Source organism: Vibrio sp. 2096 (assembly GCF_033339595.1).
GTDB classification, from domain to species: domain Bacteria; phylum Pseudomonadota; class Gammaproteobacteria; order Enterobacterales; family Vibrionaceae; genus Vibrio; species Vibrio alginolyticus.
On the sequence record NZ_JAWOUX010000003.1, the window covers coordinates 340,520 to 355,562 of the forward strand.

The window sequence follows — 15,043 nt, forward strand, 5'->3', positions numbered from 1 at the left end:
AGTTAAAATAGCGATAATTTGACGTTAAATCGCCTAAACGTGGATGTCTAGCAAGCTGCCAATGATTTCATTGTTTTTCTCTATGACAGACGCGCCAACTCGGTTATAACCAGCGGCTTGTGCTAGGTTGATGAGAGATTCAACTTTTTGAGAGGGAAGGCTAGGTGTTGAGGCTGTTATTGCGACATCCGCAACCGCAGCTAAATTGATGTTGTGATCAGAAAGCTCTTCTTTTACCTTACTTACATTATTGCTAATGCTATCTGCAGCTTTCTCGGCCATTTGTTGTGACATCTGAACGATGTGGTGTCCAGATTGAATTCCCGATACAGGCATATCACTACTCCCAACATTATGATAGTGAGAGCATAGGTGGAGTTTATAAAACGTTCAAGTGTTTTATATCAATGACTTGATTAGGCAAACAGTTTGGCAAGCATTTCTCTTTCTTCACCAGATAGAACCGGTTTTTGCGCTTTATTTAGTTTCACGCTGATCTCACCTTGTAATGACTTTAACTGACTTGCCGTTAAATCACTGAGCTTTTGTTTAAGTTCATTAAATTGTTGTGCGTTCATCTCAATACCTTCGTCATGATTCGGTTTATCCGTCGTTGCCCGAAATTCTTCATCCTTTGGATACAACATATTTATTCAACCAAAATAGATTAGAATTTGATCGATTGCCTTTTGTCCGAATATTGTCAAGGTGTGTTAAGTGATACGTCAGATTTTTCCTAAGAAGGTACATAATTACCCACTTTGGGGTAGATGGAAACGTAAAAAGAAAAAGGGAAGCGATATAGCGCTTCCCTCTTACATATGGTTTGAATGTTACTAGCTTACCCTGACGGCAAACTTACTAGCAAGTGAATGAAGCTCTGGGAGCATGCGATAGATAAGATGAAGTTGCTGCAATACCATGCGGGCAGAGCTGTCGTCTTCATCGCGCCATTCGTTTAAGCGTTGCTCGAGTCCAGCATCATCAATATTAGATAGGTCACACTCCTCACAATGCTGGTGAAGCTGTTTATGAAGTACATCCAGATGCTGATGAATACAACGGTGAGCATCTAAAACGAGTTTATGAATTGACTCATCTTCGATGCGAGTTCTGTGCGCGCCTAATGCAGAAATATAGTTCAACATTGCGTGATTTAACGTTAGGAAGCGAAAACTTTCATCAACAGCTGCGCGATATTTGCCAGGCTCCGCCAGCATCGTACTAATCGCAGAAGAGAGTGAGGCATCATTATTGTGGGCCTGGCGGCGAGCGATACGGTAACTCAAATTGTCTTTCTTGCCGATTCTATACTGACCAATGATCTGATCGAGATACTGCTTGTTTGCCTCTATCGCATCCGACATAACTTTGTGAAGCCTTCTCGACTGCCAGTCGGGCAAAATAACTAATACAGCTCCTACTGCAAGTACACACCCGATGAGGGTATCTGCTAGTCGAGGAAGGACAACTGCGTAACCTTCACCTAGTTGATTAAATAAGAAGAGGACGAGCAGTGTAATAAAACCAGTCGCGTACCCATAGTTGTTCATCCGGAAGGCGAAAAACATCACACCAGAGATAACGATAAATACTAACTGGCTTTCTTGAGAAGGGAAAAAAGTCAGCAATGGTACACCAATCAACAAACCAGCTAATGTACCTATTACTCGCGCCGTCAATTTTTGGCGAGTGGCACTGTAGTTCGGTTGGCATACGAATAAAGTGGTTAAGAGTATCCAGTAACCTCGGTCGATATTGAATATTTGAATGATTCCATAGCCAATCGTTAAGGCAATTGACATACGTAATGCATGCCGAAACAGCATCGAATCTTTGTGTAAATTTGCTGATATACGCTGCCACATCGCTTTTAGCGTGTGTGGGTTGGTATCGGCGAGGGTATCTTCTTCGAGGCCTTCAACATCTGGGTTGTTAATGTTATTAAGCTGTTTTTCTACCGTCGCTAAGTTATTGAATAAATATGTTAACTGCATCAGAAGACGTTTCCAGTGCCCTTGCTTTTGTTCTTCTAGATAAGCAAGAGAGTTTTGTACTTCAGCTAATGCCAGAATAGATTGATCGGTATGGGAGTATTCATTTCCTAGCTGAATGGCTAGTGCAATATCACGACACGCTTGGGCTTGAGACTCCAAAAGATATTTAAAACGAAACAGCACATCAGAACGTTCAAATTCGGTCGCTAAATCCTGATAGCGATAATGGCTAGAACTGACTCGTTCGTGAATGTCTTGAGCGATGAAATAAATATTTAAAAATCGGTCACTAGGCCCATCAATGTGACCCCGTTTCGATCGGTTAAGTAATGTGGTTTTACAAGCGTTTAGTGCCGTAACCGTGGCAGCATTGCATTTTGCAGCTTCAATCCGTAGCGGTTGTGGCGTCAAGTTGGTCACAGGGTGAAAAAGCTTGGCTTTCGCATCAAGATAATTCGCCATTTGGAAGAACACATTGGCTAAGCTTTGTTGCACCGGTTGAAGAGGCCAAAATATCTGCCAAATCATGGACATGAAGTAATACCAGGCGGCACCAGTTAAAAGCAGTAGTGGCTGAAACCAAATGTTGGTGCTTTCATGTGCGCCAAGCATAGTATAAATAGCGATCAGCAACGAACCAAAAGCAATACTCGCGTACTTAGGACCTATCGCCCCAAGAATGATGAAGCCGAAGGTTGAGATAAATAATCCCAACGCAAAAGCCCATGGTGTATCGAACAAGATTTCAATTGAAAAAGCAGCAAGCGCAAAACAGAGAACGGTGAGAATCAGAGCCTTGATGCGTCCAGTGAAACTGTCATCACTTTCAGCCAAAGCAGCAGCAATAACGCCTAATATTAATGGCGTTATCAGCGTGTTTTGCTCGAAGTACCAAGTTGGGATAACCACACCCAGTAAGGTAATGAGGATAAGAACGCTGTAATTTATCGTCTTGTTTGCCCAATATAGCCGAAATTTAGAAGTTGCTTGCACAATGCGCCTTATGTTTCCGATGAAGAACAGGGGGAATACTACCAGACCCACTATAGCGCGTTTATGATTTACTTTAAGAAAAATTCGTGGTTGCTGATAAAATCAGCAGGGATGTCATTGACTTATATTAAAACTGCCAGGTCATGTATTGAGGATTGTAAAGCCAGCTTCAAATAACCTCAGCTTTAGGTTATTAAATCGACAGTAATGTGAATTTTATTAAAGAATAGAAGAAGAAGCTTACTTAGGTGCTCGCCGTTGCTACAATTTAGCGCCTTAAAATGATATAAATCGACAACTTCTAAACTAAAAGGCGCACGTTTCATGCAGCTTACTGCCACTAGCAAAGCACAGTTTTTTATTCAAAATGAGTACCATCACGTCGAAATAAAAGAGAACAGTGTTTTATTAAGCTCGATAGGCAGTGAAGAACATATTCCTTTTACGATCTGGAATGGTAAAGTTAGCGTAAAGCGTGGGTTATTATGGAGCTCTTTACAGTTTTTTGCTCATGAACACGAAGGCAAACAACAAAGCTGGCTAGTCCAAGGTTTACCGTGGCCACAATGCCGAAAGTTCGCGCTTGAGGCCGTTCGTCAATATCAAGAGTGGCACAACACTCAGTGCCGAAAACTGGCTGAGTATCTACCTAAGTGGGAAGAAGAGCTTTACAAACTAAAGCACTTGCCTGCTTACTTATCGCATTCTCAAGTGGTCTCCTGGGTTGAAAGTCTTAACCAAGAGTTAAGCGAGATGAAAACCACCCTAGAAGAAGCCAAAATGCGAATGCCGAATCGTATGTCGCAAATAGAGCCTTGGCTCATTGATACCTCTGAGGCGCTTGGTGAGCGTAATCGCGATTGGCTAGAAGCAGAACGTCCAAATTGGGAAGTGCTGTTTAATCAAATTGAATCCTCTCCTTTGAATTTATCCCAGCAATATGCGGTATTACTCAACGACGACCACAACTTAGTTCTTGCTGGTGCCGGCTCGGGCAAAACCAGCGTTTTAACCGCACGAGTTGCATATTTGTTGCAAAGCCATCAGGCTCAAGCAGAAGAGCTTCTCATGTTAGCGTTCGGTCGTGATGCGGCGACTGAAATGAAAGAACGCTTAGTAGATAAAGTGGGCATGGCGGCAGACGGTGTGCGCGTCAACACATTCCATCAGTTGGGCTTGTATATTCTTAAACAAGTCGAACAGCAACCTGTCGAAATTAGTCCTTTAGCGTTGGACGAAAATCAACGAACAGCATGGTGTGTAGACTGGTTGAAAAAACATTGGATGACACCCACCAACTTTAAACGTTGGCAAAAACATTTAGACAAATGGCCGATTGCGTACCTAAAAGGGGATGATGAGTTAGGAAGCCATTCAGAAAATCCAAAACTGATCGCTTGGCTAGATTCGCAGCTGTCTCATTTAGCGGCGGTGGGCTTGACCAAAAAGCAAGTACAAGAAAAGCTCGTAAACCACCAAGACTATACGCGTTTAAATAGTGAACTCGCCTTATGCTGGCCATGTTTTACAGCGTGGCAGAAAATGCTTAAAGAAAGCAACCAAGTGGATTTCCCAACCATGATCAGTCGTGCGACAGATTATGTGAATAAAGGGAAGTTTGTCTCGCCATGGCGCTTTATTATGGTCGATGAGTATCAAGATATCTCTCCAGATCGTCTGGCATTGATTGAAGCACTGTGTGAATCCACTCAGAAACAAGCAGGTGCCACGTTATTTGCTGTTGGCGACGATTGGCAAGCGATCTATCAGTTTGCAGGAGCGGATGTCGATCTTATCACTGGTTTTAAAGAACGCTTTGCTCACTCAACCGTCCATCACTTAGATACAACTTATCGTTTCAACAATCAGATTGGTGATGTAGCGAATACATTCGTGCAGCAAAACCCATCGCAGTTGCCGAAAACATTAAACAGCCACAAACAACGCAAGCAGAAGAGCGTACATACCGCGCCGAGCAATCAAGTGGAAAAGATCTTGGACCACTTGAATCAACAAGCCAAGCAAACCAAGTCAGTTTTATTGCTAGGACGTAACCATTATCATAAGCCCGATTTGTTCGACGATTGGTTGCGACGTTTCCCTAATCTCGATATTCGCTTTATGACTTGCCATGCGAGTAAAGGACGCGAAGCTGACTTTGTGATTATTCTTTCTGTGGATGAGGGGCAATTCCCCGCTAAGAAGAAGCAAATTCACATTGATGGTGCGTTGACGGAGTCCAAAGACAAATTCCCTTACGCAGAAGAGCGCAGGCTATTTTACGTGGCGATTACACGTGCGAAAGAGAAGGTTTGGATTACGCATACTGGTGCGGGATCTGCATTCGTTCAAGAGCTCGTTAATGGTGACTATCCCATCGTGACTTCTCGTTAAATGCAACGTTTAGAATGTTAAAAACAGTAAAGGCGATACTTGGTATCGCCTTTGCTTTATTTGGTTAGCATCAAAGCTTACATGCGCTCAGCAAGATAGGCTTCGTAATCCGGCACTTCGATGTCTACTTCTTGCTCAAGAAGAGGGGAGTTAAACAGGAACTTAGCGGTGGCTCGGTTCGTTGCTACAGGAATATTCCAAACACTAGCAATACGAAGAAGCGCTTTAACGTCTGGGTCGTGAGGTACGGCATTCAGTGGATCCCAAAAGAAAACGAGAACGTCGATTTTGCCTTCTGAAATAAGAGCGCCTAGTTGTTGATCACCGCCCATCGGACCACTGATCATGCTCTTGATCGCAAGTCCAGTTTCTTTACTTAGCATGTGTCCTGTCGTGCCAGTTGCGTAAAGGAAGTGACTCTGTAGCTTTTCTTTGTTTTCTTTTACCCAGCGAAGTAGCTCAGGTTTGCAGTTGTCGTGAGCAACCAAAGCCACATGTTTATGGGTTGGCATGGTACGAATGGTTTTTTGCATCAAGATGTTTCCGTTTGTATGATTTTAAAATTGTTGTGACTCAATAGAACACGTTTTTGGTCTTTCAATCAACAGCCTTAACACGGAATGTCGGCCTATATTCTGACGGAGATAACGATTCTTCGATCGTGTCGTCATGAAGCGTCTTCGGAGTCAGTGGTTTGATGGTTGGTGAGGCATGTTTGTCATACGTTTTACCTCTTAAGTAATGCGTTGCTTGCATCATGGAAAGCCGACCTTGCTGCACCATTTTATCTGTTGGTGCGAAGAGCACTTTGTTACGTAACAGGCCTCGATATACACCATGACTTAAGTACACAGAAACTAGACCGATCTCCTCAGCTTTGCCGGCACTGCGCAGCTCACTGATGGCCGCTTCAATCGCCACTGCACTGCCAACAATGTAATCTATATTTCCCATATCGATCACACGTTGAACTAGGTTACGTTGTAACTCCTTGTCGTTGTCTGCCCAAAATGAGTCAACAATGTTGATATCACTTCCTTGTATCGCTTCATAGAATCCGGCAGTAACGGGTTTCGTACCACCACGAGTTCGCGGCCCCAAAAGTAAGGCAATGTTGGTTTTTCCTGACCCCTTTGGATGGCGAGCTGCCAAATATTGACCCGCTTCGTATCCCATCCAATGCCAGTCAACACCGACAGTCCCTTTTAGCAACTCACTTTGTTCTTCATCCAAGTCGAGTTGGTTCACAGTAGCAAAAACGGGAGTATTCCCTACCCAATTTTTAAGTGAATGCTCGTAAGCCTGTGGGTCCACGGTCCCAAGGATAACTGCATCTGCTCCCCATTGGTTACACAGTGCGAGTTGTTGTTCTTGACGGGTTTTGTTTGGGTAGCCGCCCGCTTCAAGAACTCGTAGCTCGACACCTTCTCTTTTCGCTTCGGACACCATTCCATAGTTTACTGACAACCAGTATGAATCCTTTAGGTGAGGGTATATTGCACATATTTTCTCTGCGGCAACCGCTGGCAAAGAAGCAACGAGGGTTAAAGTAGCTGCAGAATGTTTGAAAAATGTGCGAAATGCGTGTTGATTTTTAACCATGAAATGAAGTTCGTTGGCATAGATTAAGTAAACACTGCAAAATATAACGTAATATGTCGCTGAACACGAACATTAAGGTCATGAAAATATGCTGCTAGCAACTGCAAGCATCGGTCGTAAACTTTTGTTGTCTTTCATTGCGATGGCAATACTGGTCATGTTATCGGCACTTATTGGTGTGTCTGGATTTTCTTTGGTTGCCAAAACCGAAAGAAATGTCGTGGATTCTGCGATTCCCGCCATGATTGAGGCGAGGCAAGTCTCTGAGTTGAGTACTCGTATTATTTCGTCTGTACAAATGTTGTCGAACGCAAGAAACGAGCAGGAAAGAAAGGAGTCAGGGCGAGTGCTGTTCGAACAGCTCGAGTCTTTACTCACTCACATCAAGGAGCTCGGGAGTGAGTCGTTCGATTCTCAATTGTTAGAAGCTTTAGAGAATAACGTCCAGAACGTTATCGACAATTTGGCAGAACTCGGTGTTTCGGTTGAAAAAAAGCTGTGGCTTGCAAAAGAGATAGATACTCGTGTTGAAGAAATGCGTCTGCTCAGTGAAGAGCTAGAACAACTAACTCGTACGCAAGTTCAGAATACAAGCACCATTGCTGTTGCTAACGTCACGCATATTTATGACTTATTAGAATCGAATAAAAAATCGCAAGTTTATCAGGCGCTAGATGCACTGGTGGAGGTCGATCTTGATCTGACTGAGCGATTACATGAACTGCACTTGTTGGCCTTTAAAATGTTGAATCAGATTGAAGAGGCTCGGACATTAACGAATATTGAGCGAATTCAACAGGTTCAAAGTGATTTCGATAGCAACCTCAAAATCATGCAACGCCGTGTACTCGCTGTGGAAGATCCTACGCGCTCTAAGCAAATGAGCCAACTGCTCATAGAGCTTGGTAAGCGTCAGGTCGTATTTTCTATACTGATGCAGCAATACGAGAATAACGAACAGTCACAACAACTGATGCAAAAGACATTAGAGTTGTTCTCAGAGCTTAATGGCACGGTCAACAAATTGGTTGATGATTCAAACAAAACCACTACCGTCGCTGTAGACCAATTGACCAGCACACTGAAATTCGCTCAGTGGTCTTTAACCGTTATTTCAATTGTTGGTTTGATTGTATTGGTGCTGATTTTATGGCGTGTGGTGTACCTTTCTGTTGTGAAGCGGTTAGCTGAATATTCCGCTGCGTTGCTGTCTGTGGCGCAGGGTAACTTAGCGGTTGAGTTGGAAGTGAAAGGCAAAGATGAGTTGGCGCATATGGGGCAGGCCATCATCACGGCTCGTAATACCGCGCAAGCACTAAAAGTGGTAGCAGAGGGTGAAGCTCAAGCCAAGCGAGAGCTTGAGGAGCATAAAGAGCATTTAGAAGAGCTCGTTGAGCAGCGCACTTCGCAGTTAAAACAAGCAAACCGCCGTTTGAATGAAGAGGTTTTGAATCACGCTAAAGCTCGCAAGCAAGCAGAGCAAGCGAGCCGAGCAAAATCGGCATTCTTGGCGACGATGAGCCATGAGATAAGAACGCCAATGAACGGAGTGTTGGGGACAGCACGCTTGTTGATTGACTCAGGCCTCAACCCAATTCAAAAGCGTTATGCGGAAATCATTAATCGTAGTGGTAAAACGTTGCTCGCGATCCTTAATGATGTACTGGATTACTCCAAGATTGAAGCGGGGCATTTAGAAATTCGTCACATGGGCTTTGATTTACACCAAATGGTGGAGGACACTTTCCAGTTAATGAACAGTCGAGCACAAGAGAAGAAGCTGCTGTTCTCCTACCATATTGAAAGTGATGTTAGTCGCTACTGGAAAGGGGATGTCACCAGAATCAGTCAGGTGCTGAACAATCTCGTTGGTAACGCGATTAAGTTCACTGACGAAGGAGAAATTGATATCTACGTTAGCCTGAACCCTGAGGACGAGTCGCAAGTCCTGTTTGAAGTATCAGACACTGGAATAGGAATTGCCAAAAAATACCAGAGAACGTTGTTTGATGCCTTCACGCAAGCTGAAGGTGGGATGAGCCAAACTGGAGGCACGGGGCTTGGACTTGCCATCAGTAAGCGAATCATTGAAGCGATGGGCGGTGTTTTAGAAGTCGATTCCGAAGAGGGAAATGGTAGCCGATTCTGGTTCTCTATTCCGTTAGAGGAAAGCGAACCTGTTGAAACAGGAACCGTGGCAACCGCACGTTGCAAAGTGAAAGCAAAGGTCTTGCTAGTAGAAGATAATGAAGTCAACCGAGTGGTCGCGGAAGGCTTTCTAGAAAGCATGGGGCATCAAGTCGTGATGGCAGAAAACGGCTCACAAGCAGAGCAACTGATCAGCACACAAGATTTTGATATCGCTTTGGTCGACATCAACCTCCCTGATTGTGATGGAACTGAGTTGATCCAACGCTTAAAGCGGATTGAGTGTAATAAGCCGGCCAATAAAGCGCTTGCCGTCACGCCAATGATTGCAGTGTCTGCACACGTTTTTGCGGAAGAAGTTGAGCGCTATCTAGCCGCTGGTTTTGACGGATACTTGCCTAAGCCATTAGCAAAAGAGGCACTCGCGGCATTGATTCAGGATGCGCTAGACGGAAAGCCGTTGTTGTTGCCACAAAATGCCGACTGTACCCCGTTTGATCAAATTTCGCCTCAAGAACAAGAGCTACAATCAAAGGTCGTTCAAGCACCTAAAACAAAGGAACCCGATGTGGTTATCATTAATCCGAGCGTGATTGAGTCCGATATGAAAATCTTGGGCAGAGATAAGATGTTGCACATTATTAATCTGTTTAGAGCCACCAGCACCGATGTATTAAGCAAGCTGCAAGCGTCTGCTGAGGACAATGATAGTAAAGAAGTAAAGAACCTTGCCCATAAATTAAAGGGCAGTGCAGGAAGTTTAGGACTAACTGCGCTAATGAACGCTTGCCAAGCAATTGAAGCCGCGCCTCAACCTCTAGATACCTATAATGCGACTAAAGATGATTTAGTTTCTCAAGTGTCTGCATCAATTCAAGCTCTGGATGAGTTAATGGCGAAGTAATCCATCGAGCATTGAAAATAAAAAAACCTCCGGCTTTCCGGAGGTTTTTTCTATTCGGTCATGTCATCTTCCCACTCGAATCGAGTGTCTAGGGCATAAGGGTCATCATCAAAAGGATGTTCCACTTTGCCACGCAAGTATTCGAGTTGATGCTCAAGCATATTGACCGTTTCGTAGTCTCCCTCAGAACAAGCAACGTAAATCTGTTGTTCAAGAGCGGCAATGTTATCTCGGATACCCATGAGAACCCCCTTTAAATCATCATCGATTCTCAAAACGATTATAGTCAAGTAATCCAAATTCGATCGGTTGTTTTGTACGGTACCAATTATGTAAACGATCGCTAAATGACCAGAATTTTTCTGAGCTTCTACGAATCGCAAAATTATCCAATAACTTAACGTAATCGGACTCGTTTTGGATGGCACTAAATTGATCGACAAAATCTTTTACTTGGTTTTCGTTGATCGAGAAAAATGCCGCAGGGTAGCTTCCCACAACGCCGCGTACAATGGTCATATCATCGTTAGCAAAGTCACGGTTACTTTCTTCATCAAACAAGCTAGAGATGTTTGTGTGTGCATTGTTGTGAAGTAAGGTGAACAGTTCATCTTCCCCTGATTGACTTCTCACCATAAGCATAGTGATTTGCGGAACGGTTTTTAGGCCTTCACCACGAACGTGGTCAATACGTTTTAGTTGCTTTTCACTACTCGCAGAAAGAGCCGTGTCTTGAATTTCGTAGCGAGGCAGAAGCACATCTGAAACATGTTCGCTCAACAACTCCACCAACTCCGTTTTTGGATCGTCACTCTTATACTGAACGCTGGTTGGTTGGTTAAACGGCTTCACATTTCGTTGTAAAAAGTCACTCAACTGCGGGCTTTGATCTTTATACCAGCTAGATTGCAGTTCATGGCGCATATCGGCGGGTAACAACGAGATAAAGTTACTTTCGCCTTCTAGACGCAAGAAGTCCATAAACATTCGTGTCATGAGCTGATGGCCGAAGTTACCGTAAACGTCAAACCCAGCAACAAGCAAATAGTGGATACGCTCTAGTAACGCGTAGTCAAGAATCCACACTGTTTTAGGCTGCTCACCAACTAACCCTTGAACAACAGAAGCACTATCAAAATGGCGGAATATCGTTAATGCCGCATTATGGTTGGTGCCATTACCGTCCCAAATTACATCGGTGGATAGGTTTTCACCTTCTTTAAACCAGTTATTAGTGAACTCAGATTTAGCCTCTAGGTAGCGAGCTTGCTGGCGCGCGTACTTGACCCAGTTGGTAACAGGTAGCGTGTTACTTTCTTGTTCTGCCGGTAGTTTTAGGTTATCAGCCTGAGATCGGTAAAACTCATTTACTTCTGGGATGTCTGCTTTATCTGGATCAAGGAAAAACACCCAAAAGCGATCATTGATAACATTCAATGCCAGTTGGCCACGACAAACTGGGCCTTTGATGTATGCCATTATTGTATTTTGTGCATTATCTAGCATGAACTTAAAGCGCGATTTCACTGGAAGGTCGATGAATGATGTCATCGGGTTTGCAGCAACTTCTGGTGCATAACTCGGTAGCTGGCTAACCGTGTAATCAGCATCAATAAACCAAGTTTTCCAGTTCTCTATGCGTTGCTTGTTTACCGCGAATGGCATGTGAGTTTTATCTACTATGGTCCCTTGCTCTGGAATAATTCGATAAAACACACGTTCAACCCCTGGATCATCGTACGGGCGACGCGTTGAAATACGTTTGACGGGCTGTCCTGGTGGTGTAGCAGAGCGGACGAGCGTGAAGAATCGGGGATCTTCATCGAGTTCTGAAAAGTAGAGATGAGATAAAAACAAATGCTCATATATATACCTAGCCATCAGCTGATTTTTCAAATCAGAGTGGTTAAGTAATGTTTCGTACTTATCTATTTGCGCTTGCTCATTCTCACTAACAGGTTGGTGAACGTTCATTATTGCGCCGTTTTCCAACCAAGTCATGAGTGTGTGGTATTCACTGTTTGATAGATTTGGCATACCAAAAGGCATGCCCCAGGTTGGGTTATCCTTCTCGTATTGCTCGTATTCTTCAATCGTCGGACAGGTTTGCTCTCGGTCTATCGAAAAGTCAAAGCCTTCTAACTGGACTTGGTCAGGCAATGGGTGGCGCTCTTTTTGTTGTAGCAAACGTGCGATAAGTCCTGCATCAATGTTGGCTGCCATGCTTTGATCACGTTCGTTGAGAACCGGATGAAAACCCGCATCGCGCCACTCTTGGGTTGTTTCTGCATCTTCGAATAAGCGTGTTGGTGCTGCGGCTGTGAGTCTTGTTCCTTCATATACCAGTGCTTTACTCGCACCACGGTCAATGCCCTCAACAGAAGAGAGCTTAAGTTGGCATGGTGCATCGTAGCACGCGTGGCAGACGACACAGCGGTTATCCATAATGGGTTTAACTTCGCTTTGGAAGAAGTTTGCTTGAGGGGTTTCCACGTCAACTGTGCGTTCACGCACGAGCTGTGGACCAAACAGTTGGTCATAGTTAAGACCAGCATAGGTTGCACAGCCGGCAAACAAAGTAGCAATGCAAAGTGTAAAAATTAAGCGCAAATTCATTGAGTTATTTTACGTGATTAGAATTTGCATTAATTAAAGCAAAATAAGCGGTCAATTACCAAAAGTTGGGTCAATTAGCGTTAATTTTTCTGTTGATTGTCTGAGCGCTTGAAAATGTAACCCTGGCGGTGGACTGTCTGAATTCTGTCTGTTGGAACGCCTTCGTGAACTAGACGCTTTCTCATTCTGCTCATGTGCATATCGAGTGCTCGATCATGTTCAGTAAATTCACGTTTTAGTACTGTTTCGTAAAGAAAATGCTTACTAAGCACTTGATCTTGATGGTGAGTGAGAGTTTGCAGCAGCTTAAATTGAATGCTTGTTAACTGAACAGATTTCTTGTTTGGCAAGTAATTGAGTACCACAGAGTGAGTGCGCTTATCTAGTAATAGCTCCTCATCATTATGGTGAACGCCGTTGTGTTGGCATTGGGAAGTTTTTCCATTTGAAACCTTGGAGTCAAGCACACGGGTACCTTAATTATTAATAGTAGTAAAACGTATTATCATTAATATTTATATAAAAGCAATCAGGTACTTTATGAGCACTGTGATATGCGTAGACAATCTTAATACTTGAGATTACCAGTAGTGATGAATGATGCGATGGCGCTCTGAACTAAAGTGCTATTGGAGTGCGTATTAGCTACAAATAACGGTGTAATGTTAGGCAAAGATAGAAAGAATTCTCATTTAGTAAATTCGCTTATCCGCCATTTGTGAACTATACATTCTGTTGCAGGAAGCACTTTTCTAATACACACAGAGGTTTATATGACAGCGAAATATGGCGTTAAACGCCGATTAGCGATTCTTGCCGCCGCTTTAATCGGTGCGACAAGTAGCAGTATCGCAGCAGAGAAACCAAATATTCTCGTCATTTGGGGTGATGATATTGGCCAGTCCAATCTCAGTGCTTACACGTTTGGCTTGATGGGGTACAAAACACCAAATATAGACAGTATCGCCAAAGAAGGTATGATGTTCACTGACTATTACGGTGAGCAATCTTGTACAGCGGGCCGTTCTACTTTCATTACGGGCCAAACCGTTCTTAGAACAGGTTTGAGTAAAGTGGGGCTTCCAGGTGCTGATCTTGGCTTGAAGGAAGAGGACGTAACCATTGCCGAAATGCTGAAGCCGATGGGCTATATGACAGGGCAATTTGGTAAAAACCACTTAGGTGATAAAGATGAGCACCTTCCTACTAATCACGGCTTCGATGAATTTTTTGGCAACCTTTATCACTTGAACGCCGAGGAGGAGCCAGAAAACGTCGATTATCCTAAAGATCCTGAGTTTCGTAAAAAGTTCGGTCCGCGCGGCGTTATCCGTTCGTACGCTGATGGCAAAATTGAGGATACAGGACCTCTAACTCGCAAGCGCATGGAAACCGTGGATGAAGAGACGTTAGATGCGGCACTCGACTTTATGGATCGTGCAGTCAAGGCTGAAAAACCTTTCTTTGTCTGGTGGAACGCAACTCGTATGCACTTCCGTACTCATGTGAAAGAAGAGAACTCTGGAAAAACAGGCATCAGCGAGTATGCAGATGGTATGGTCGAGCATGATAATCATGTAGGTCAGCTGCTGAAAAAAGTGGATGATTTGGGTATTAAAGACAACACAATCGTCTTTTACTCCACCGATAATGGCCCACACATGAACTCGTGGCCAGATGCAGGCACAACGCCATTCCGTGGAGAGAAAAATACCAACTGGGAAGGTGCGTACCGAGTTCCTGCGATGGTACGTTGGCCGGGTAAAATTAAAGCTGGCTCTGTTTCGAATGATATCATGCATCACATGGACTGGATGCCAACGTTCGTTGCTGCCGCGGGTGATGACAATATCAAAGAGAAATTGCTCAAAGGTTATAGTGCGAATGGTAAGAAATTCAAAGTTCACCTAGACGGCTATAACTTCCTACCATATTTGACTGGTAAAGAGGATAAGGCCCCACGTGAAGAAATTTTTTACTTCTCAGATGATGGAGACTTAACTGCACTTCGTTATAACAAATGGAAGCTGGTCTTTATGGAGCAACGAGCAAAAGGTACGTTGCGTATTTGGGCTGAACCATTCACCACACTTCGTGTTCCTAAGATCTTCAACTTGCGTATGGATCCTTACGAAGTGGCTGATATCACTTCTAACACTTACTACGATTGGATGCTAGACCGTGCTTACATGCTTGTTCCTGCGCAAGCTTACGTAGGCAGATTCCTTGAAACGTTTAAAGAGTTTCCACCAAGGCAAAAAGCAGCAAGCTTCTCGCTCGATCAAGTGATGGAGAAACTAAAAGAGAACCCAAATAAGTAAGAAAAGCTAAGTGAAGTTCCACATCTAGAAAGAGGCTCATTAAAGTGAGCCTCTTTTTTTATCTGTAA

General features: G+C 43.8%; 11 protein-coding genes. 3 read left to right on the forward strand and 8 right to left on the reverse strand.

Annotated features, from left to right (window positions below):
* Nucleotides 1-33 precede the first annotated feature (33 nt).
* The 3 genes from R7Q41_RS07715 to yccS all read right to left on the reverse strand — a co-directional run bounded on the left by R7Q41_RS07715 (nt 34) and on the right by yccS (nt 2,990).
* Nucleotides 34-336, reverse strand: a complete 303-nt coding sequence (locus tag R7Q41_RS07715; protein ID WP_318109255.1) for a hypothetical protein — start codon at nt 334-336, stop codon at nt 34-36.
* Nucleotides 337-416: 80 nt separating this feature from the next.
* Nucleotides 417-647 (reverse strand): hypothetical protein, encoded by a 231-nt coding sequence (locus R7Q41_RS07720; RefSeq protein WP_005376575.1) that lies wholly within the window; start codon nt 645-647, stop codon nt 417-419.
* 189 nt (nt 648-836) lie between these two features.
* Nucleotides 837-2,990, reverse strand: a complete 2,154-nt coding sequence (yccS, locus tag R7Q41_RS07725; protein WP_042520714.1) for a YccS family putative transporter — start codon at nt 2,988-2,990, stop codon at nt 837-839.
* 324 nt (nt 2,991-3,314) lie between these two features.
* Between yccS and helD the strand changes: the two genes are divergently transcribed.
* Entirely contained in the window at nt 3,315-5,384 is a 2,070-nt protein-coding gene (helD, locus tag R7Q41_RS07730; RefSeq protein WP_005376572.1) for a DNA helicase IV, read from the forward strand.
* Between the two features lie 77 nt (nt 5,385-5,461).
* Here helD and R7Q41_RS07735 read toward each other — a convergent pair whose 3' ends face one another.
* Nucleotides 5,462-5,917: a methylglyoxal synthase gene (locus tag R7Q41_RS07735; RefSeq protein ID WP_005376571.1), complete on the reverse strand. Its 456-nt coding sequence runs from the start codon at nt 5,915-5,917 to the stop codon at nt 5,462-5,464.
* A gap of 64 nt (nt 5,918-5,981) precedes the next feature.
* Nucleotides 5,982-7,031, reverse strand: coding sequence for a TMAO reductase system periplasmic protein TorT (torT, locus tag R7Q41_RS07740; protein WP_081051359.1), 1,050 nt, complete (start codon nt 7,029-7,031; stop codon nt 5,982-5,984).
* Between the two features lie 43 nt (nt 7,032-7,074).
* Between torT and torS the strand changes: the two genes are divergently transcribed.
* Nucleotides 7,075-10,038, forward strand: a complete 2,964-nt coding sequence (gene torS, locus R7Q41_RS07745) for a TMAO reductase system sensor histidine kinase/response regulator TorS (RefSeq protein ID WP_318097159.1) — start codon at nt 7,075-7,077, stop codon at nt 10,036-10,038.
* A gap of 50 nt (nt 10,039-10,088) precedes the next feature.
* On the opposite strand, the gene R7Q41_RS07750 is transcribed toward torS, so the two are convergent.
* The 3 genes from R7Q41_RS07750 to R7Q41_RS07760 all read right to left on the reverse strand — a co-directional run bounded on the left by R7Q41_RS07750 (nt 10,089) and on the right by R7Q41_RS07760 (nt 13,121).
* Nucleotides 10,089-10,280: a hypothetical protein gene (locus tag R7Q41_RS07750; protein ID WP_005376565.1), complete on the reverse strand. Its 192-nt coding sequence runs from the start codon at nt 10,278-10,280 to the stop codon at nt 10,089-10,091.
* 19 nt (nt 10,281-10,299) lie between these two features.
* Nucleotides 10,300-12,654 (reverse strand): fatty acid cis/trans isomerase, encoded by a 2,355-nt coding sequence (locus tag R7Q41_RS07755; RefSeq protein WP_054576046.1) that lies wholly within the window; start codon nt 12,652-12,654, stop codon nt 10,300-10,302.
* Nucleotides 12,655-12,734: 80 nt separating this feature from the next.
* On the reverse strand, nt 12,735-13,121 hold the full coding sequence (locus R7Q41_RS07760; RefSeq protein WP_005376561.1) for a winged helix-turn-helix domain-containing protein: 387 nt from the start codon (nt 13,119-13,121) through the stop codon (nt 12,735-12,737).
* Nucleotides 13,122-13,427: 306 nt separating this feature from the next.
* Between R7Q41_RS07760 and R7Q41_RS07765 the strand changes: the two genes are divergently transcribed.
* Nucleotides 13,428-14,975, forward strand: coding sequence for an arylsulfatase (locus tag R7Q41_RS07765; protein WP_318144448.1), 1,548 nt, complete (start codon nt 13,428-13,430; stop codon nt 14,973-14,975).
* The last annotated feature ends 68 nt before the right edge of the window (nt 14,976-15,043 follow it).

Coding starts and splice junctions, on each gene's coding strand:
- R7Q41_RS07720 (WP_005376575.1), bottom strand. CDS start 647: ATGTTGTATCCAAAGGATGAAGAATTTCGGGCAACGACGGATAAACCG.
- R7Q41_RS07765 (WP_318144448.1), top strand. CDS start 13,428: ATGACAGCGAAATATGGCGTTAAACGCCGATTAGCGATTCTTGCCGCC.
- R7Q41_RS07735 (WP_005376571.1), bottom strand. CDS start 5,917: ATGCAAAAAACCATTCGTACCATGCCAACCCATAAACATGTGGCTTTG.
- R7Q41_RS07755 (WP_054576046.1), bottom strand. CDS start 12,654: ATGAATTTGCGCTTAATTTTTACACTTTGCATTGCTACTTTGTTTGCC.
- R7Q41_RS07750 (WP_005376565.1), bottom strand. CDS start 10,280: ATGGGTATCCGAGATAACATTGCCGCTCTTGAACAACAGATTTACGTT.
- helD (WP_005376572.1), top strand. CDS start 3,315: ATGCAGCTTACTGCCACTAGCAAAGCACAGTTTTTTATTCAAAATGAG.
- R7Q41_RS07715 (WP_318109255.1), bottom strand. CDS start 336: ATGCCTGTATCGGGAATTCAATCTGGACACCACATCGTTCAGATGTCA.
- torS (WP_318097159.1), top strand. CDS start 7,075: ATGCTGCTAGCAACTGCAAGCATCGGTCGTAAACTTTTGTTGTCTTTC.